This window comes from Natrinema longum, assembly GCF_017352095.1.
Taxonomy (GTDB): domain Archaea; phylum Halobacteriota; class Halobacteria; order Halobacteriales; family Natrialbaceae; genus Natrinema; species Natrinema longum.
The window spans coordinates 82,499-102,207 of record NZ_CP071463.1 but is presented as its reverse complement, the minus strand read 5'-3'; the positions used below and the strand labels follow the sequence as shown (position 1 = coordinate 102,207).

Below are 19,709 nucleotides of genomic sequence, written 5' to 3'. Positions count from 1 at the left end.
AGAAGACTGTCACCGATGGAGACAGGACGACGTTCGAGTCGTGTGTCGTCGTTGCTTGGCGGTTCAGACCCTACAGATGAATTCTATAGTGCGATACGAAATCGGTCGAACCGCGACGCGAACCTATTTCATGGTCGGCACACCAACGTCGAGCAAATGGTTTCGGAACTCTTCGACCCCGAGCAGTGGGAGCCTGCGGAATTGAACGACGAGTTCAGGGATATCACCTATCACCGCGCGGTCGACTCCGGAACGGTCCGGATCGCGTTCGACCGGCCCGACGTGCGCAACGCATTCCGGCCGGGCACCGTCGACGAACTCTACGACGCGCTCGACCACGCCAAGCGCCAGACCGACGTGGGCTGTATCCTGCTGACCGGGAACGGCCCGTCCTCGAAGGACGGCGGCTGGGCCTTCTGTTCCGGCGGCGATCAGACGATCCGGGGCGAGGACGGTTACCAGTACGAAGGCGACGAGGAACGAGCGTCCGAACAGGGACGGCTCCACATCCTCGAGGTCCAGCGGCTCATTCGGCACATCCCGAAGGTGGTCGTCGCGGTGGTGCCGGGCTGGGCCGTCGGCGGGGGCCACTCGCTGCACGTCGTCTGTGACCTGACCCTCGCGAGCGAGGAGCACGCGAAGTTCCTCCAGACCGATCCCGACGTGGCCAGCTACGACGCCGGCTTCGGCTCGGCGTACCTCGCGAAACAGATCGGCCAGAAGAAGGCCCGCGAGGTGTTCTTCCTCGGCAAGACCTACGACGCCGCGGAGGCCGCCGATATGGGAATGGTCAACGAGGCCGTCCCACACGAGGAGTTAGAGGAGACCGCCCTCGAGTGGGGTGAGCGTATCAACGCGAAGAGCCCGACGGCGATGCGGATGCTCAAGTACGCCTTCAACATGACCGACGACGGGATGGTCGGCCAGCAGGTCTTCGCCGGCGAGGCGACGCGGCTTGGTTACATGACCGACGAAGCGGCGGAAGGACGGGACGCCTTCGTCGAGGGTCGCGACCCCGACTTCGACGACTTCCCGTGGCACTACTGAATCCGTCGACGAACTGCGATACTGCTCGAGGACACAGCCGACATGAACCGACGATCCATCCTCCAACGAACGGCTGCCCTTCCGGTCGCCCTCGCCCTCGCGGGGTGTTCCGCCCCGGGCACCGGCACTGACGGGACCGACGAACGTACCGACGGCCGCGGGAACGAGGTGCCCGGTACCGGCGATGAAAGCGCGGGCAGTGTACCGATCCCGATGCTCGAGGATCCGCCGGACGCGGTCTACCTCCCGGGTCACCGGAAGTCGATGCGGGTGCTCGAGCCGATCGCGGCCGGCGACTCCATGGTCGCACCGATGCTCACGTACCCCCACCCGTTCTGGGTCGTTACAGGGACGGACCGCGAACTCGTCGAACCGGCGGATGACCGGGGGATCCATCTCATGCTCGTCTGCTGGGATCCGGAGACGGGAGTCGTCCTCCCCGGCGACGCCGAGCCGAGGGTGACGATTACGCACGACGGCGACGAGATCGCGTCGCGGCGGCTGTGGCCCATGCTCTCACAGGAGATGGGGGTTCATTTCGGCGACAACCTCTCCCTGCGGGAGGACGGCACCCACACTGTCAGCGTCGAACTCCCCCCACTTCCGACGCGACGAACCGGCACGCTCGCGGGACGGTTCACCGACGGTGGAACTGCGACGTTCGAATTCACGTACGATCAGGCGTTCCGCGAGGACGTCGTCGACGGGTTCGAACTCCTCGAGCGGGAACGCTGGGGCGACCGGGGTGCCCTCGAGCCGATGACTGACGGTGACGGCGAGACCGCTATGCCCGCCGAGATCCCGTACTCCGCGCTCCCGCCGGCCGACGAGTACCCCGGGACCCGTCTGGTCGATCCGAACGCGGATCCGGCCACCGACGAGCCTCCCAGAAGCGGCGACGCGGCGTTCGTCGTCACGCTCCTCGAGCCGGGTTCCCGGCTGGCCGACGGCGACGACCGATACCTGCTCGTCTCGCCGCGGACACCGTACAACCGCGTTCCGCTGCCGACCATGTCCCTGCGGGCCGTCGTCGAGCGCGACGGCGACCCGGTCGTCGACTCCCTCGAGCTACCCGAAACGCTCGACGCCGAGTACGGGCTGCATTACGGGGCGTCGCTCGCATCCGGACGGCAGGGGGATTCGGTGACGATCTTCGTCGACTCACCACCGCAAGCGACACGCCATCAGGGCTACGAGACGGCGTTTTTCGAGATGGAACCGCTCGACGTGGTCGTCCCGCCGGCGTGAGCCTGGCCGATTCCCGACTCGCAATGCCAACGTTGACACTCTCTCGAGTGGGATACTCGACCAATGAGTTCGGCTGAGGTCGACATCTCACGGACGAAGGCGTGGCTGATGGCGGCCCGCCCCCAGACCTTGCCCGCGGCTGCGGCACCGATCATCGTGGGGGTGGGACTCGCAGTCCACGAGGGCGTGTTCGCGCCGCTACCGGCGATACTGGCGTTCGTCGGGGCAGCACTGATCCAGATCGGAACGAACTTCGCGAACGACTACTACGACGCGATCAAGGGTGCCGACACCGAGGACCGCGAGGGCTTTACCCGGGTCACCCAGTCGGGGCTCATCTCGCCCGACCAGGTCAAGCTCGCGACGGTCGTGACCTTCGGCCTGGCGATCCTCACCGGCACCTATCTCGTCTACGTCGGCGGGCTTCCGATCCTCGTGATCGGGCTCGTGAGCGTCTTCTGTGGGTGGGCCTACACCGGCGGCCCCTACCCGCTGGGATACCACGGGCTGGGCGACCTCTTCGTGTTCGTCTTCTTCGGCTTCGTCGCAGTGACGGGGACCTACTACGTGCAAGCCGTCGCCGTCCTGGCCGAGCCGCTGACGACGACGATTCCCGACGGAACGGTCACCCGCGAAGCCGTCGCGGCGAGCCTGCCCATCGCCGGGCTCTCGACGGCGATCCTCGTCGTGAACAATATCCGCGACAGGGAGACCGACGCCGAGACCGGCAAGCGAACGCTCGCGGTTCGGCTCGGCTACCGGTGGAGTCGCCTCGAGTACGTCGCCGTGCTCGCGCTCGCCTACGTCGTTCCGCTCTGGTTCTGGCTCGCGGCGGAGTTCGGTCCCGGCGTGTTGCTCCCGCTCGTGACCCTGCCGTACGCGGCGATGGTCGCCCGGACGGTCTGTACGCGAACGGACGGCGAGGCCCTCAACCCCGCACTCGAGCGAACCGGCAAACTGCTCGCGATGTACGCGGTCTGTTTCGCCGGCGGACTGGTGGTCGTATGAGTTCGGCGGACGCCCTCGTGCTCGAGTATCGGCCGTTTTCCCTCTCGCTCGCCGAGCCCCTGGAGACGGGCGACGGGACGATCGAATCCCGGGACGGGTTTCTCGTTCGGGTAGTCGCGGAGGGGGCCGACCCCGGCGACGAGCCGGCCGTCGGCTACGGCGAAGCGACGCCGCTGCCCGGCTGGACGGAGTCCCGCGAGGACTGCGAACGGGCCCTCGAGCGCGCCCGTGACGCGATTCGGACCGGCGGCCCGAGCGAGGCGCTCGCGGCGGTCGATCGGCAGGTCGCGGCGCGACACGCGCTGGCGCTTGCGCTGGCGGATCTCCAGGCGACCCGACAGTCGATGCCGCTGTATCGGTACCTCGGCCGGGGAGAGCTGGTCGGTCGGGTCCCAGTCAACGCGACGATCGGCGACGGGTCGCCGGCCGAAACAGCCGCGCAAGCGCGCCGCGCCGTCGACCGCGGGTTCGAGTGCTGCAAGCTAAAGGTCGGCGTTCGGAGCGTCGAAGAAGACGTCGAGCGCGTTCGTCGCGTCCGCGACGCCGTCGGCTCGACCGTCGAACTGCGAGCCGACGCCAACGAGGCCTGGACCTACGAGGAGGCCGCGTCCGCACTCGAGTCCTTCGCGGAGCTTGGCGTTTCGACCCTCGAGCAGCCCCTTCCAGCGGGGGCGTTGCAGGGACACGCCGACCTCCGAGTCCGGAGCGGTGCGGTCTCGATCGCGCTCGACGAGGGACTCCTCGAGCACGGCGTCGACGCGATCTGTGATGCCGACGCGGCGGACATCGTGGTTCTGAAACCGATGGCGCTTGGCGGGGTCGACGTCGCCCGCAAGGTCGCAGCCTGGGTGAGCGAACTCGATATCACGCCGCTGGTGACGACGACGATCGACGGGGTCGTCGCGCGGACGGGGGCGGTCCACCTCGCGGCGACGATCTCCAACGTCCCGGCCTGCGGGCTCGCGACCGGCGACCTGCTCGCGACCGACCTGGGACGGGATCCCGTCTTGCTCGAGAAGGGGTCGGCGGTCGTTCCGCAGGCGAAGGGGCTCGGGGTCTCGGACGTGTGGGGTGGCCGATGAGAGACGAGCAGGTCGACTGGCCGACGCGTGACCTCTTGTCGCATCGCGTCTCGGCGACTCCGGACGCGACGGCACTCGTCGACGCCGACGAGGGCGAGGAGTGGACCTACGAGGAGTTCGATCTCCGGGTTGATTCGGTCACGGAGCGGCTCGAACCCGTCGTCTCCGGTCCGGACGATCGCCTCGGGGTCCTCATGGGGACCCGCGTCGCGTTCGCCGAGGTGTACTTCGCGGCGATGCGTCGCGGCGTCACGATCGCCCCGCTGAACGTCCGCGAAACGGCCGCCGAACTCGAGGCGAAGGCGGGCCGACTCGCCCTCGATGCGGTCGTCTGCGAGTCGGAGACGGAAGGGCTCGCGCTCGAGATCGCGGACTGTCCGGTCGTCTCCGTCGACGAGCCCGAGCACGATTCCGTCCGCTCCGTTCGGCCGGTCGGCGAAGCGAACCAGCCGGACCGATCGGGTACCGGGGGTGGTTCGATCCCGACGACGCTCGAGCGCGATCGTACCCACCTGCTCATGTTCACGTCCGGAACCTCGGGCGAGCCGAAAGCCGTCCGCCTGACGGTCGGCAACCTCGTCGCCAGCGCGACCGCTTCGGCGTTCCGACTGGGCGTCCTGCCGGACGATCGGTGGCTCTGCTGTCTACCGATGTACCACATGGGCGGCCTGGCCCCGATCGTCCGATCGACGCTCTACGGGACGACCGCCGTGATCCAGCCCGCGTTCGATCCCCGCGAAACCGCTCGCGTCATCGAGGAGTACGGAATCACGGGCGTCTCGCTCGTGCCGACGATGTGCAAGCGTCTGCTTGAGGCCGGCTGGACCCCGCCCGACACGCTGCGGTTCGTCCTGTTGGGCGGTGCGCCGGCCTCGCGGGAGCTGCTCGAACGCTGTCGGGAGCGGGGCGTGCCAGCCCACCCGACCTACGGCATGACCGAGACCGCCTCCCAGATCGCGACGGCGACGCCGGCCGAAACCGCGACCCACGAGGGGACCGTCGGCCGGCCGCTCTCCGGGACCGACGTGACCGTCGTCGACGAGGAGGGAACGGTTCTCGGGCCGGGCGAACAGGGCGAACTCGTCGTCTCGGGGCCGACGGTGACGCCGGGCTATCTCGACGGCGATCGGACCGACGCGGCCTTCGGCGACCACGGTCTCCACACCGGCGACGTCGGCTACCGCGACGAGGGCGGCCGGTTGTGGGTTCTCAACCGCCGCAGCGACCGCATCGTCACCGGCGGGGAGAACGTCGATCCCGGCGAGGTCGTCGCGGCGCTGCGGGTCCATCCGGCCGTCGACGACGCCGCGGTCGTCGGCCTCTCCGATCCGGAGTGGGGCGAACGCGTCGCGGCGCTCGTCGTTCCCGAGGCGGGGGCGGCGGGTTCGCTCGAGCCGGCGTCCCTGCTCGCCCACTGCGACGAGCGCCTCGCGGGCTTCAAGCGGCCGAAGACGATCGGGGTCGCCGACACGCTCCCACGGACCGCCTCGGGCACCGTCGACCGCGAGGCGGTCCGCGAGCGCCTGCGCGCTGACGGAACGGACGTCAGCGGCTAAGAAACCGGCTCGGCGGTCATACGGGCTGTTGTAAGTCGTTTTCGGTGCAACCGCGACGACCTACGGTTGCACCGGTCAATCGTTACAATGGACCGTCTCAGTCGTCGTCGGAGACGCTCTTCGACGCCGACTGCCGATGGCGGGCCCGCGGGTCGGCTATCGGCGTCTCGTTCTCACGGACGTAGTCCCTGGCGACGACGTAGCTGCCGTACAGGACGAGCAACAGGAACAGCGAGAAGGGCAGCGCCATCGTCACCGACAGCGACTCGATGGCGCTGAACTCCTCGAGTTCGAGCGACATCATTCCAAAGAGCGCCAGTAGCGCGCCCCACCACGCACGGTTTCGCGGGTTCGGGTTCTCGTCGCCCAGCGTAATCGCCGAGATCATGAACACCGCCGAGTCGAGCGACGTGACGATGTAGCCAGCGATGATGAAGACGAAAAGCACCGCGAGGACGGTGCCGTACGGCGTGATCTCGAGGGCTTTCGCGACGGCTGCGGGCTTGCCCGCCGCGGCCATGGCCTCGGCGATCGGGGCCTGATACCCCGGCGCGAGCGCCCAGCCGCCGATGAGGCCGTGCTGGATCCAGGTGAACAGCGTCGGAACCAGCACGAGGACGGTGAACAGTTCCCTGATCGTGCGGCCCTTCGAGACGCGGGCGACGAAGCTCCCGACGAAGATGCTCCAGGCGGCCCACCAGGCCCACCAGAAGCCGGTCCAGTTGGCCGCCCAGTTGCCCTCGGCCCCCGGCGCGGTGTACAGCGACAGGCGGAACAGGTTGCTGAGCCAGACGCCGGTCGCATCGAGGTGCAACTCGAGCATGTACAGCGTCGGCCCGACCACGATGAGCAGGGCCATCGCGACGCCGATGAGGACCACCGTCGCGCGGGCCGCATTACGGATCCCCTTCCGGAGGCCGAGCCAGACGTCGCCGAGGAAGACCAGCCCGATCAGCGCGAACACCGCGTAGGTCAGGATCCGTGCCTCGAGGCCGAAGACGCCGCCGAGGATCGCAGACATCGTCTGTGCGCTGAACCCGAGCGTCGTCGCGATGCCGCCGATCGTGGCAATCAGCGCCGCCAGATCGACCAGCCAGTAGAGACCGGGGATCCGGTCGGCGTCGACGACGCCGGCCAGCATCGAACTGATCTTGTAGTCGCCGATCCCGTCCGTGTAGACCGCGATCCCGAAGGCGATCGCGACGGGCAGATACCACATCGCCAGCCCCGGGAACACCTCGTGGATGAACATGAACGCGAGCGCCATCGACTCGGTGGACGCGTTCTGTACCGGTGCGGGATCCGGCGGTGGCTGCTGAACGATCGAGACCGGTTCCGCCACGCCCCAGATGAGGACCGACGCGCCGAACCCGACGGTAAAGACCATCGACAGCCACGAGAAGCGATCGAACTCGGGCTCGGCGTCGGGGCCGCCGATCCGGATCCGGCCGTATCGCGAGGCCGTGAACGCGGTCGCGGCGACCAGCAGGACGAACCCGAGGAGGATGAACCACCAGCCGAAGTAAACGAGGATCCAGTCTTTCGCGCCGGTGAGCGCGTTACTCAACGCCGTCGGCCGGAAGAACCCGACCGTCCCGAGCGAGAGCATCACGCCCATCGTCACGAAGAACAGGGCCCGCTCCCCCCGCGACGCGTCCTCGAGGCCGAGGAGCCGTCCGACGTTCATCGTCCGACCCCGCTGGGTGTTTCGTGCCCGTCGTGGGCAGTCGACTGCACGTCGTCGCTACTCACGGTTGTGTGAGCTAGCATCAGATGTGTCTCGGATCCCGCCGCTAATCGTTGAAGTACCCTTTGTATCGAACGCCGATACAGGATCGGTATCACACTGCGGGACCGCCGGACGGAGGCAACGGGATTGCCGCCGAAGCCGGAGTTAAGCCGCTTGCGGCCCTACCCGGAGCCGTGTGTACGCTCACGCTCGCTTGGCAGGTCTTCGAGGAGGCACCGGTCGCCGTCGCCGCGAACCGCGACGAGGCGGTCGGCCGGCCCTCGGAACCGCCGGACGTCTACCGCGAAGACCCGCTGATCGTCGCGCCGCGTGACGCCGAGGCCGGCGGAACCTGGATCGGCTACAACGAGTTCGGCGTTTTCGTCGGGATCACGAACAAATGGAACAACGCGGACCTCGCCGGCGACCGCTCGCGCGGGCTGCTCGTCGCCGACGCCCTCGAGGCACGATCCGCCGCGGACGCGAAAGCCGTCGTCGAAACTGCGATCGAAGACGACGAGTACAGTGGCTTTTACCTCGTCGTCGCCGACGCGGCGGACGCGTTCTGCTACCAGTGGGATGGGAGCCTTTCCCTGACCGAGTTCGACCCCGGCGTCCACGTCGTCGTCAACGTCGCCGTCGACGACGACGTCGACGTCCCCTCGATTCGACCCGAGATGGGGCGAGAACAGGCGGCGAACGCTCGAGCCGTTCGGGAGGCGCTCGCGGTCGAATCCGACGAAACTGCCGGCGACTGGCTCGAACGCGCGGGCGAAGTACTCGGTGATCACGAATACGGCGTCTGCATTCACCGAAACGGGTTCGGAACCCGATCGTCGTCACTGATCGCGCTTGGCCCCGAAACGTCACGATACGCCTTCGCCTCGGGGCCACCGTGTCGGACGACCTACGACGCCATCAGCCTCGAGACCGAGTGAGAGTCTGGGTGGTGACGGCTCCGCGGAGACCGTTCTCGCGGGCCGCGGTGAACCGACCGCGCCCGCAGTCGACGGCGAAGGGCACATTTAAGCGGCTCGCTCCCTCTCGTATGGATATGGACGCACTCCTGCCTGTAGCGACGCGCACGGCGAGGTGGTCTCCGTGAGCGTTTCCGCGACCGAAGCCGAACTCTCCGAGGACGAACGGGCCGGCCTCGAGCTCGTTCGGGAAACCGGCGGCATTCATCAGAGCGATTTCTGGAAGGAACTGGACGTTTCATCGCGGAAGGGCAGTCGAATCGTCGAGTCGCTCGTCGAAAAAGAGCTGGTCGATCGCGAGGAAACCGTCTACAACGGCCACAACACCTACTACATCTCGCCGACCGCTCGCGACCTCGATTTCACCCTTCTGATGGCCGGCGACATGCTCTCGCCCTTTATCGGCGAGGAGGAGGTCGATCCCAACAGCGACGCCTTCTCGCAGTGGATCATGAACCTCGCCTACGAGGAGTAGACGCCGGTCGCGGGCGGGACCGACCGGTCGGAACCCGTCTTTCGCAGGGATCGTTCCTCGCTCACTCGTAGGGATCGAAGCGCTCGATGAGGACGAACGGGTCGCGTTCGCGGTTGTAGTAGGACACGTCGCCGTCGAGGGCGTCGATGATTCGTCGGTGGACTTCGCGTGCCGCCCGTCCCTCGTCGGGCGTCAAGTGGTGTCGGCCCCGCATATCCGTCCAGAACCCGCCGTCGAGCCAGAGGAGGGTCTCGGTGGTGGACTGGTAGACGATCTCGCCTTGCTGGGTCAGTCCATCGATCGTGAACTGACGGCCCGAGAGCTGTGCGCGAGCGAGGACGGCGATGAGTTGGCGACGTGATACGGGCGCGTGCAACGCGACGTCGTCGATGGTGTCGCCGAAGTACGCCTCCACGAGGTCACACGCCCTCGAGAACTCGTCGAACTCGACGGTCTGGTTCTGTGCGATTTTCATGGTCCTTTCTTCGAGTGATTCCGTCGGTATATCTACCCTATCCAAAATAGTACAAAAAGGTGTTGTTCAGACGACCGTATTGTCGCCACTGTCACGCTATCACGAACCCCGCACTCCCGTCAGTTTCACCGCGGTGCTGTCCGGGAGAACTCAGACGGTCTCCTGTCCGTCAGTGCCGGTGGGACCGGGACCGCCCTGCGGTCTCACCGGGACATCGGGACAGCAAACCGTATCAGGCGAGCGCGCTCGCGGCCCGGATCAGGCGTTCTTCGCCGAAGGCGGGGCCGACGAGTTGGAGGCCGACGGGGAGCCCGTCGGTTTCGCCCGCCGGGACCGAAATCGCGGGCAGGTCCGCGAGGTTGACCGGCACCGTGTTCGCGTCGGCGAGGTACAACTGGAGCGGATCGTCTAGGCTCTCGCCGAGTTCGAACGGCGGGACCGGCATCGTGGGGCTCGCGAGTACGTCGGCCTCGGAAAGCGCCTCGTCGAAGTCCTGTTTGACCCACGCGCGAGCGTCTTGGGCCTTCTTGTAGTACTTGTCGTGGTAGCCCGCCGAGAGCGCGTACGTTCCGAGCAGGATCCGACGCTTGACCTCGTCGCCGAAGCCCTCCTCGCGGGCGCGGGCGAAGGTCTCGTTCCAGTTCCCGTCGTATCCGCCCGAGTGGCCGTAGCGCACCCCGTCGAACCGCGCGAGGTTCGAGGAAGCCTCCGACATCGCGATCACGTAGTAGGCCTCGACGGCGTGTTCGACCGACGGGAGCGAGACCTCGTGGTACTCGGCCCCGCGATCCTCGAGTTCGCCCAGCGCCTTCCAGAACGTCTCGACGACGCCCTCGTCGGCTCCCTCGAGCAACTCGGTCGGAACGCCGATCGAGAGTCCGTCGACGTCGCCGGTGGCAGCCTCGGCGTAGTTCGCGTCGTCGCCCTCGCTGCGGGTGGTCGCGTCGCGGTCGTCGCTGCCGGCGATCACGTCGAGCAGTTCGGCGGCGTCCTCGACCGTCTCGCCGAAGGGGCCGATCTGCTCTAAACTGTTGCCGTAGGCGACGAGGCCGTACCGCGAGACCAGCCCGTAGGTGGGTTTGATTCCGACGACGCCACAGAAGGCGGCGGGACAGCGGACGGAGCCACCGGTGTCGGAACCGAGCGCGAGGTCGGCCTCGCCGGCGGCGACGGCGGCCGCGGAGCCACCGGAGGAGCCACCGGGGACGTGTCCCGGTGCGGCGGGGTTGTCCGTCTCGCCGAAGTAGGAGGTCTCGGTGGTCGTTCCCATCCCGAACTCGTCCATGTTCGCCTTCCCGACGATCGTCGCGCCGGCCTCCGTGAGTCGGGAGACGACCGTGGCGTCGTAGGGTGGGACGTAGTCCTCGAGCATCCGCGAGCCACAGGTCGTTCGGACGCCTTCGGTCGAGATGTTGTCCTTGACCGCGACCGTTTTGCCGGCGAGCGGTCCGTCGTCGGCCCCTTCGATCCGCTCCTCGGTGATGAAGATATCGTCCGACATGATCACGAGACGTTGGGGCCTTTGAAGTAGCCGTCCTCGGTTTCCGGCGCGTTTCCGAGTGCGGCCTCGCTCTCGAGGGATGTGCGTTCCTCGTCCGGCCGCATCACGTTCGCGAGATCGGCGTCACGGTCGACTTCCGGCACCTCGTCTAGGGTCTCGAAGTACTCGAGGATGTCCGCGAACTGCCCGGTAAACCGGTCGACCTCGTCGTCGTCGAGGTCGACACGAGCCAGCTCCGCAACGTGGCGGACTTCCTCGGGACTGACGGCGTCGTCGCTCATACGTGTTCGCACCGGCCTCCGGAGAGTAAGGGTTTCGATACTGCCGCCACGATCGGCGGTCGCTGGCGTCTCTGGGTTCGTTCGCGGGGGCCGGTCGTCCCCACGCTGTCGTCGACCCAAGCGTTTAAGTGACAGAGATCCGTTAAGATAGTCCAGAGAACGTTTTCCAGCGATCGGTTCCCGAGACGTCGATAATGACTGACTCACCCATTCGGACGCGGACTGACGAGCGAGACCGAGCCGAGAGCGACGCGGCCGCCGAACCCACCCGCGAGCGAGAGCGGTGCCCGGAGTGTGGCGGTCGACTGGTCGCCGACGACGAACACGCCGAGACGGTCTGTACGGACTGTGGCCTGGTGGTCGACGCGGACGAGATCGATCGGGGCCCCGAGTGGCGAGCGTTCGACGCCGCCGAAAAGGACGAGAAATCCCGAGTGGGCGCGCCGACGACCAACATGATGCACGATCAGGGGCTCTCGACGAACATCGGCTGGCAGGACAAAGACGCCTACGGGAAGTCCCTGAGTTCCCGCCAGCGCGAGAAGATGCAGCGCCTGCGCACCTGGAACGAACGGTTCCGGACCCGCAACGCCAGGGAACGGAACCTCAAGCAGGCGCTCGGCGAGATCGATCGGATGGCCTCCGCACTCGGGCTCCCCGACACCGTTCGGGAAACGGCGAGCGTCATCTACCGGCGCGCGCTCGAGGACGACCTCCTGCCGGGCCGTTCGATCGAAGGCGTCGCGACGGCCTCGCTGTACGCCGCCGCCCGTCAGGCCGGTACACCCAGGAGCCTGGACGAAATCGCGGCCGTTTCACGCGTCGAGAAAGACGAGGTCGCCCGCACCTATCGCTACGTCGTCCGCGAACTCGGCCTCGAGATCCAGCCGGCCGATCCCGAGAGCTACGTCCCCCGGTTCGCCAGCGATCTCGACCTCGCCGACGAGACCGAACACCGCGCTCGCGGGTTACTGGCGACGGCCAAAGAGACGGGGATCCACAGCGGCAAGTCGCCGGTCGGCCTCGCCGCCGCCGCGGTGTACGCCGCCGCGCTCCTGACCGACGAGCAGGTCACGCAAAACGACGTCAGCGACGTCGCCAACATCTCCGAAGTGACGATCCGCAACCGCTACCACGAGTTGCTCGAGGCCGACGAGGAGGGAGCGGCGGCCTGAAACCGGCTCGAAGGCACCGTTAATACGATATTACGGCCCTGCGACGGCCGTGAGCACCGTCCCACGACGGTCGTAATCGATTCATACTGAAGGGTGCCCACGTCGAGCGGGCCAGTATGCACTGCGATAACTGCGATGCCGACGAGGTCGCATACACGTTAACGACCCACGTCGAACCGGATCGAACGGATCGCGTCGAACTGCACTTCTGTTCGACCGATTGCCTTCGAGTCTGGACCTGAGTGCGACGACCGGGGGCGTACGGTGAGCGAGCGGACGAACGTATTCGGCACCACGGCTACCCGGCGTCCGCGAGTATCGACCACGAGATGAGTTCGTGCTCGCTGTGTGGCCTCCCAACGCCGGAGCCACCGGTGACGGCGGGAGACGTCGAGGGGCAGTTCTGCTGTCAGGGCTGTCTCGAGGTGAGCGAGACGTTGGAGACGGTCGCGGACGTCGACCGGGACCGCGTCGTCGACCGGGCGGAGGGAACCGGCGAGCGGACGGTTCCCGACGAGGCCGCGGAGACGTTCCTCGCGATCGACGGCATGCACTGTTCGACCTGCGAGGGGTTCGTCTCCCTGCTGGGCGAGCGCGAACGGGGGATTCTGGCGGTCGAGGCGAGCTACGCGACCGACACCGCCCGCGTCGTCTACGATCCCGAGCTGCTGGAGGAGGGCGACCTCCCCGAGACGCTTTCGGGCTACGGCTACGAGGCGCGATTTCGTGACGACGAGGGGGACCATCGAGCCGACGAGGAACTCGTCCAGCGGCTGCTCGTCGGCGGGTTCCTGGCGATGCTCGTCATGCCGTGGTACCTGTTCTACCTCTATCCGAGCTACGTGGGGATCGAGACGGGCATCCTCTCGGTCGACGCGACCTCGCCCGTGGGGACCTACCTCCCGCTCACGATGATCGGGCTGTTGACCGGCGGCGTGTTGTTCTACACCGGGCATCCCGTCTTGCGCGGCGCGTACGTCAGCCTGCGGGTCCGGCAGCCGAACATGGATCTGCTGATCGCGATCGCGGCCGTCTCGGCGTACGCCTACAGCACGGTCGCGCTGCTCATGGGGAGCACGCACCTCTACTACGACGTGACCGTCGCGGTGATCATGGTCGTCACGCTCGGGAGCTACTACGAGCGGCGGATCAAGCGTCGGGCGACCGACTTGCTCGCGGACGTGACCGCCACGCGGGTCCGCGACGCGACCCGTCGAACCGCCGACGGGACCGAGACGGTTCCCGTCGATCGGCTCGCGGCGGGTGACGAACTCCTCGTCAAACCCGGCGAGCGGATTCCCGTCGACGGGACGGTCCTCGAGGGGACGGCGGCCGTCGACGAATCCCTCCTCACCGGCGAGTCGCTCCCGGTCACGAAGCGACCGGGGGAGCGCGTCGTCGGCGGCACGATCGTGACCGACAGCGCGCTCGTCCTCGAGGTCGGCGAGGACGCCGAGAGCACGCTCGATCGCATCGCGACGCTCATGTGGGAAATCCAGAGTTCGACGCCGGGGGTCCAGCGGCTGGCAGACAGGCTCGCGACGGTCTTCGTCCCCCTCGTGTTGACCCTCGCGGTCGGCGTGACGGCCTGGCGGCTCGCGACGGGAACCGCGGTCGGGGAGGCGGTGCTCACGGGGCTGACGGTACTCGTCGTCTCCTGTCCCTGCGCGATGGGGCTTGCGACCCCGCTGGCGGTCGCCTCCGGGCTCCGTGACGCCTTGGAGCGCGGGATCGTCGTCGCGAACGCGACCCTGTTCGAGTCGGCTCCGGCCGTCGAGACCGTCGTCTTCGACAAGACCGGTACGTTGACGACCGGCGAGATGACGGTGCTCGAGATCCACGGAGAGACGGATGCGATCGGCCCCGCCGCGGCCGTCGAGCGACGGTCGGAACACCCCGTCGCCGACGCCATCGTGGCCGCCGGTGACGCCCAGCGAGGGGGGCAGACAGCCGACGGGACGGGCGGCCCAGGCGTCGCTCCCGACGGCGGGAGCCTCGAGTCCCTCGCTGCCGGCGACGATTCAGCCGACGAGCGCACACTCCCGGTCACCGACTTCGAGCGCCACCCCGGCGAGGGCGTCAGCGCGCGGGTCGATGGAACGACTCTGCCCGGTCCCGAACCGGACGACGACGGGCGGGTCGTCGTCGGAACGCCGGCGCTGGTCGAGCGGCTGGTCGGTCCGATCCCGGCCGAACTCGAGGCGGCGATCGACGACGCACGAGAGACGGGACGGCTCGCGACGGTCATCGGCTACGGCGGGCGAGCGAGAGCGGTCGCCGTCGTCGGCGATCGAACGCGAGCGGCCTGGCAGCCGGTCCTCGAGTCGTTTACCGACCGAACGGTGGTCGTGCTGACGGGCGACGACGAGTCCGCGACGGCGACCGTTCGCGACCACCCCGCGGTCGACCGGGTCTTCGCGGGCGTCCCACCCGACGGGAAGGTCGAGACGGTCCGACGACTCTCCCGCGAGGGAGTGACGGCGATGGTCGGCGACGGGACGAACGACGCCCCGGCGCTGGCCGCGGCGGACGTCGGAATCGCGCTCGGCAACGGGACGGCCCGTGCGACCGACGCCGCCGACGCGGTCGTCACCTCGAGTGACCTCCGGGACGTTCGGTCGGTGTTCGACCTCGCGAGTGCGACCCGGCGGCGGATCCGCGAGAACGTCTGCTGGGCGCTGCTGTACAACGCCGTCGCGATTCCGCTGGCCGCGGTGGGACTGATTAACCCGCTTTTCGCGGCCGTTGCGATGGCAACGAGTAGCGCCATCGTCGTCGTCAACTCCTCGCGGTCGATACTCGAGGACGATCGATAGTGTCGTCCCGTCACGGCGTATCCTCCGCTCGACCGACGCGACCGGATCGCCGACGGGCCGATGGCCAACTCCGAGCGTCACTCGGATAGCTCTCGCGAGTGGCTAAAATTCCCGTTTTACCTCAAGGCAATCTTATACGACTCTCGCCACAACATCTCGGTCGATGAAACGGCGCTCGATGCTGACGGCGCTCGGAGCGGTCTCGGGAGCGCTCGCCGGCTGTCTCGATGACGGCAGCGACGACGGTCGAAACGGCGACGAACCGGATCGGTCCAGCGATAACGAGCGAAACGACGACGAACCGGACCAGTCCAGCGATGAGCGAAACGACAACGACGAACCGACCCACTCCGACGGAAAGACACCGACCGGATCGGTCCGAAGTGAGTTCGACGACGAGCCGAACCGACCGGAGTGCACGCGGGACTCGAAGCGCATCGAAGTCGAGGCCGAGGGCGGTGAGACCCGCGAATACGAGACCGCGGCGACGGTTCCGTACCCCGACGCACCGGCGGCGTATACGACCGACGGAATCGTCGACTTCGTCGACGAGTTCGAGCACGGCTACGTGACACACGACGTGCTCTGTGACAGACGGGAGCCGACCCACGTCCTCGAGATCTCCTACAACGTACAGGAGAGCGAGACGTGGGACGAAGACCCGACGGTCGTCTTCCTCCTCCGAACGGACGCGATCGGATCGATGCTCCACGAGGACGGCAGCGTTTCGGTCGCCGACGTTGCACCCAGCGGCGTCGTGTACGCGGTCGACGAGAGCGGCGCGGCCAGGGTCGAGTTCGACGAGGCAGCCACGCTCGACTCCGACGAGTGGCAATCTCGTGCACCCGATCCGCTCGCGGACGGCGACCTGGTTGCGACTTTCGAATGAGCCCCTGCCTCCCGACGGCTCCGGACCAGCGTTCGACACCCCTTCGTCAGTACACCGCTGCAAGCGAACGGGCACGGAGAGTCCCCGTTTGGCGATCAGCCGTGGCGTCACGCCTCGGGGACTGACGAGACGGATCGCCGGTATCGGCGGAGCGTCTCGCCGTCCTCGTCGCGGAGTTCGACGACGAATTCCTTCTGGCCGACCACCTCCTCGAGGTCGTCCTCACGGAACGTGAACTCGAGGGGTGGCTCCTCGACGCGTTCGATCTCGCGGTTGCCGCTGGTCACCACGACGCTGTCGATCCCCTCGGACTCGGAGAGCGAACAGGAGACGATCCCATCCGACCGGGTACAGGAGAGATCGGGATTGACGTCCGAGCCCGAAGCGCTCTCGAGGGGCGACTGAAAGTCGAGCAACATGGGGGAGATGGGAACCGTCCCGAGGATCAGGACGATGGCCAGAAAGACGGAGAGGTTGATCTTCGAGCCGTTCCGGGCGACCGCCCGCACCACTGGGTGCTCGGCGGTCCGTCGAAGCCGGATCACGAGCGGGACGATCACGGCGTGGGTCAACGGCCCCCAGAGAATGAGAACGAATCCGTAGGCCCTCGTGTACTCGAGGATCGTCCACTCGATTCCATAGGAGAGGACGAGACTCGAGGCCGACCAGCAAAAGAAGCCAAAGAAGAGCAACCCGGCGCTCTTGAACAGCCGCCAGATCGGCGTGTTCGCGTAGTAGACGCTCAAGAGGTCCCGCCAGGCCTGGCCGATGGCGCGCCTGAGGAACTGGAGTGGCGATGCGGTCGCGTCGGATTCGGAACGTGTCATGGTGGATGAAATCGATCGAAACGGTTCGGGCGGCCGATCAGGCCCCGATCGACCAGAGTTGGGTCAGTAGATACCAGTTCAGCAGGTACGTGATCACGAACGCCGCGAGGAAGACCAGACAGAGGACGAACGTCCCGCGCATCTCGTATGCGTGGACCGGATCGTCCGGATCCTGCGCCATCCCGAGCCCGCCGTCGGCGACGAGATCCGCGTTCTCCGCGCCGTTCTCGACGCGGTCGCCAAAGACCAGCGATCCGACCGCCACGACGACGAACAGGACGCCGCCCGCGATGGCGAGCAGGGCGAAGATTCCGAAGACCGCGAACAGCGGCGATGCGGCCGAGAGGCTGAACTCCGTCCCGGGAATGTTCTCGACGACTTCCGCGGTTCGGCGCGGAATCCCATAGAGGATGCCGACGTACATCATCATCAGGACCGCTACGCCCATCGCAGCCGAGTAGAAGAACGGCTGAATCGACGCGAGCCGCTGGGAGATGTACTGGCGCATGAACATCGTCCGGATCACGAAGAAGATCAGCCCCATGAACGCGACCGTCGTCCCGAGGACGACCGTGGCGTGGAAGTGGCCGACCGTCGCGAACGTGTTGTGCCAGGTCATGTTGAGCTGGAGCTGTCCCATCATGACGCCCGTGATCCCCCCGAGGAATCCGAAGAGGATGATCGAGAAGATCGTCGAGGAGAACACCGGGTTCGACCAGGGAGCGGACGTCAGCCACCCGAATAGGCCGCCGCCTTTCCCCCGCTTGCGCCGTCCGGCCTCGATCCCCGCCGGGATGGCGAAGGCGTGGATCAGACTCGCGAACGTCGCCCCGTAGAACGCGTAGGACGTGTTCCAGATCCGCCAGCCGGTCGACACCGCGGGGTCGGACAGCAGGTGGTGTGCCGCCCCGAGGTTGATGAAGAACAGGTAGAGGATAAACGCGGTCCGCGAGACCTTCTCGCTGACGACCTCCGCGCCGGCGACGACGTGAGTCAGGAAGTACCAGACCGCGATCATCGCCACCAGATTGATCTGCTGGGTCCCGTGGCCGATGATCCAGTACATCTGGCGGTACCAGGCCGCGTCCCACCACTCGATCATCTCGAGTCGCCAGAACAGGGTGGGAACGAACGCGAACAGACCGCCGACCAGCGCCTCGACGGCGATGATCGACGTGACGAACGCGGCGAAGCTGACGAGCGGGAGCGTCGTCCCCGGATTCTCGCGCTTCTCGTACCACATCGTCACGAAAAAGGGCAACGCCGCGACGACGGTGCCCAGGATGAAGATTATCGCACCCGCGTAGAACAACGGTGAGATGGGCATCGGGACGTAGGCGGTCAACAGCGGTGCTTCGTTGGGTGGTTCGGTGGTCCAGATGGCGTAGTTGACCAGCAGGGCACCCCCGACCATGACGGCCCATCCTGCCTTCGCGACCATCGTGATCGGGAGCCGTCTGCCAAGCACCATCGGGCCGCCGACGTAGAGGATGGCGATCTCCATGAACACCATCCAGAAGATCAGCAGGTTCCACGCGTGCATGCTGAGGTGCGTGTAGAAGTCGGCGGGCTCGAGCAGTCCGACCACTTCCCAGCGGGTCATCGCGACGGTAAAGGCGAAGATACCGCCGAACAGCAGGGCGATGACCGCCGTGAGGCCGAACAGTTTGACGTAGTTGTCGACGGTGCGGTGGACCTCGAGCCCCGTAACGGAACAGCTCCGGAAGCCGTCGTCGCGATACTCGTTGTCGAACAGACCGAGAACGTCGAGTTTGTGTGTCATCGATATCACTCCTCCACGACGATCGTGCCGTGCATACTCCTGTGGCCCTGTCCACAGAACTCGTTACAGATGATGTGGTAGGTGCCAGGTTCGTCGAAGGTCATGGGGACGACCCACTCGTACCCCGGCAACACCTGCAGGTTGATCTGTTTGCTGAGCGCCTCCTCGGGGCGAAGGGAAAAGCCGTGCTGGACGTCGAGGGAGTTGAGGTGGATGTCGTATTCCGTTCCCGCCTCGAGCACGACCGGTGCGCCGTCCCACTGGAAGCGCATCGCCTGCAGGTACACGTCTCGATCGGGCGGGACGAGGCCGTCGTCGGTCTCGGTTGCCCGGTCCTTGTAGTCGCTCATCTTCTCCCGGTACTCGTCGCCCTCGATCCGGAACGTCTCGCCGATCGGGTTCTGATCCCCGACGCGCGTCCAGGCGCTCATCCACCCGAAGAGGATGAGCGACCAGCCGACACCGAGCCCCAGCCAGATCGACTCCCGTCTGTTGACCGGTTGATTCCACCAGTTTCCGTCCGGAGGTTTGATTGGTGACGTCATCGAATCACCCCATGGGAACCGAGAACACGTCTACCCATCCCCACGCGACGTAGGAGACGGCGAAGAACACGAGCGCTGCTGCCGCGAGCAGCCAGATCCGATCGTAGAGTCGTTGCATCACCGGTTCCGATTCACGCGTGTGTGACGAAGGCATAGCTCTATTCAGCCGGGAGTCGTCGTGGTACTTGCATATCCATTGTCCCGCACATATTCCTCGGAGGGAAGATTCGACGGCGCTTCGACCATGGCAGCTCGGCTAGTGGCGGTCCACGCCTGCAGTCACGGGTGGAGCGGG

17 protein-coding genes are annotated in these 19,709 nt (G+C 66.8%); 10 read left to right on the top strand and 7 right to left on the bottom strand.

Annotation, left to right across the window (positions count from 1 at the left end; all coding sequences use genetic code 11):
• Positions 1 to 156: 156 nt before the first annotated feature.
• From J0X27_RS00480 to J0X27_RS00460, 5 genes are all read left to right on the top strand, one after another.
• The gene (locus tag J0X27_RS00480) at positions 157 to 1,047 is read left to right on the top strand and encodes a 1,4-dihydroxy-2-naphthoyl-CoA synthase (RefSeq protein ID WP_207270557.1); all 891 of its coding nucleotides are present in this window, start codon (positions 157 to 159) and stop codon (positions 1,045 to 1,047) included.
• A gap of 42 nt (positions 1,048 to 1,089) precedes the next feature.
• The gene (locus J0X27_RS00475) at positions 1,090 to 2,295 is read left to right on the top strand and encodes a DUF7350 domain-containing protein (protein WP_207270556.1); all 1,206 of its coding nucleotides are present in this window, start codon (positions 1,090 to 1,092) and stop codon (positions 2,293 to 2,295) included.
• Between the two features lie 63 nt (positions 2,296 to 2,358).
• A complete protein-coding gene (locus tag J0X27_RS00470) occupies positions 2,359 to 3,303 on the top strand; it encodes a 1,4-dihydroxy-2-naphthoate polyprenyltransferase (protein WP_207270555.1) in 945 nt (314 codons plus the stop codon).
• Positions 3,300 to 4,385, top strand: coding sequence for a mandelate racemase/muconate lactonizing enzyme family protein (locus J0X27_RS00465; RefSeq protein ID WP_207270554.1), 1,086 nt, complete (start codon positions 3,300 to 3,302; stop codon positions 4,383 to 4,385). The genes J0X27_RS00470 and J0X27_RS00465 overlap by 4 nt, the downstream gene beginning before the upstream one ends.
• Complete coding sequence (locus tag J0X27_RS00460) at positions 4,382 to 5,941, top strand: class I adenylate-forming enzyme family protein (RefSeq protein WP_207270553.1); 1,560 nt, start codon at positions 4,382 to 4,384, stop codon at positions 5,939 to 5,941. Before J0X27_RS00465 ends, J0X27_RS00460 begins: the two co-directional genes overlap by 4 nt.
• A 97-nt stretch (positions 5,942 to 6,038) precedes the next feature.
• Here J0X27_RS00460 and J0X27_RS00455 read toward each other — a convergent pair whose 3' ends face one another.
• Complete coding sequence (locus J0X27_RS00455; protein ID WP_207270552.1) at positions 6,039 to 7,628, bottom strand: BCCT family transporter; 1,590 nt, start codon at positions 7,626 to 7,628, stop codon at positions 6,039 to 6,041.
• Positions 7,629 to 7,864: 236 nt separating this feature from the next.
• Here J0X27_RS00455 and J0X27_RS00450 point away from each other — a divergent pair, with 236 nt between their 5' ends.
• On the top strand, positions 7,865 to 8,608 hold the full coding sequence (locus tag J0X27_RS00450) for an NRDE family protein (protein WP_207270551.1): 744 nt from the start codon (positions 7,865 to 7,867) through the stop codon (positions 8,606 to 8,608).
• A gap of 163 nt (positions 8,609 to 8,771) precedes the next feature.
• A complete protein-coding gene (locus J0X27_RS00445; RefSeq protein ID WP_097381545.1) occupies positions 8,772 to 9,122 on the top strand; it encodes a helix-turn-helix transcriptional regulator in 351 nt (116 codons plus the stop codon).
• Between the two features lie 61 nt (positions 9,123 to 9,183).
• Here J0X27_RS00445 and J0X27_RS00440 read toward each other — a convergent pair whose 3' ends face one another.
• From J0X27_RS00440 to gatC, 3 genes are all read right to left on the bottom strand, one after another.
• Positions 9,184 to 9,597, bottom strand: a complete 414-nt coding sequence (locus tag J0X27_RS00440) for a DUF8048 family protein (RefSeq protein WP_207270550.1) — start codon at positions 9,595 to 9,597, stop codon at positions 9,184 to 9,186.
• A 232-nt stretch (positions 9,598 to 9,829) separates the two neighbouring features.
• The gene (gene gatA / locus J0X27_RS00435) at positions 9,830 to 11,098 is read right to left on the bottom strand and encodes an Asp-tRNA(Asn)/Glu-tRNA(Gln) amidotransferase subunit GatA (protein ID WP_207270549.1); all 1,269 of its coding nucleotides are present in this window, start codon (positions 11,096 to 11,098) and stop codon (positions 9,830 to 9,832) included.
• A gap of 2 nt (positions 11,099 to 11,100) precedes the next feature.
• Entirely contained in the window at positions 11,101 to 11,379 is a 279-nt protein-coding gene (gene gatC / locus J0X27_RS00430; RefSeq protein WP_097379066.1) for an Asp-tRNA(Asn)/Glu-tRNA(Gln) amidotransferase subunit GatC, read from the bottom strand.
• 194 nt (positions 11,380 to 11,573) lie between these two features.
• On the opposite strand from gatC, the gene J0X27_RS00425 reads away from it, so the two are divergent.
• The 3 genes from J0X27_RS00425 (at position 11,574) to J0X27_RS00415 (ending at position 16,259) form a co-directional block, all read left to right on the top strand.
• Positions 11,574 to 12,554, top strand: coding sequence for a transcription initiation factor IIB (locus tag J0X27_RS00425; RefSeq protein ID WP_207270548.1), 981 nt, complete (start codon positions 11,574 to 11,576; stop codon positions 12,552 to 12,554).
• A 329-nt stretch (positions 12,555 to 12,883) separates the two neighbouring features.
• On the top strand, positions 12,884 to 15,370 hold the full coding sequence (locus tag J0X27_RS00420) for a heavy metal translocating P-type ATPase (protein WP_207270547.1): 2,487 nt from the start codon (positions 12,884 to 12,886) through the stop codon (positions 15,368 to 15,370).
• Between the two features lie 163 nt (positions 15,371 to 15,533).
• Positions 15,534 to 16,259, top strand: a complete 726-nt coding sequence (locus J0X27_RS00415) for a hypothetical protein (protein WP_224214700.1) — start codon at positions 15,534 to 15,536, stop codon at positions 16,257 to 16,259.
• Positions 16,260 to 16,366: 107 nt separating this feature from the next.
• Here the strand turns inward: J0X27_RS00415 and J0X27_RS00410 are convergent, their stop codons facing one another.
• Genes J0X27_RS00410 through J0X27_RS00400 form a run of 3 tightly spaced genes read right to left on the bottom strand, consistent with a single transcriptional unit; the run spans position 16,367 to position 19,414 of the window.
• Positions 16,367 to 17,086 carry an aldo-keto reductase family protein gene (locus J0X27_RS00410; RefSeq protein WP_207270546.1) on the bottom strand — a complete coding sequence of 240 codons (720 nt, stop codon included), beginning with the start codon at positions 17,084 to 17,086 and terminating at the stop codon, positions 16,367 to 16,369.
• 37 nt (positions 17,087 to 17,123) lie between these two features.
• Positions 17,124 to 18,869, bottom strand: a complete 1,746-nt coding sequence (locus J0X27_RS00405) for a cytochrome c oxidase subunit I (protein ID WP_207270545.1) — start codon at positions 18,867 to 18,869, stop codon at positions 17,124 to 17,126.
• A 5-nt stretch (positions 18,870 to 18,874) separates the two neighbouring features.
• Positions 18,875 to 19,414 carry a cupredoxin domain-containing protein gene (locus J0X27_RS00400; RefSeq protein ID WP_207270544.1) on the bottom strand — a complete coding sequence of 180 codons (540 nt, stop codon included), beginning with the start codon at positions 19,412 to 19,414 and terminating at the stop codon, positions 18,875 to 18,877.
• Positions 19,415 to 19,709 lie beyond the last annotated feature (295 nt).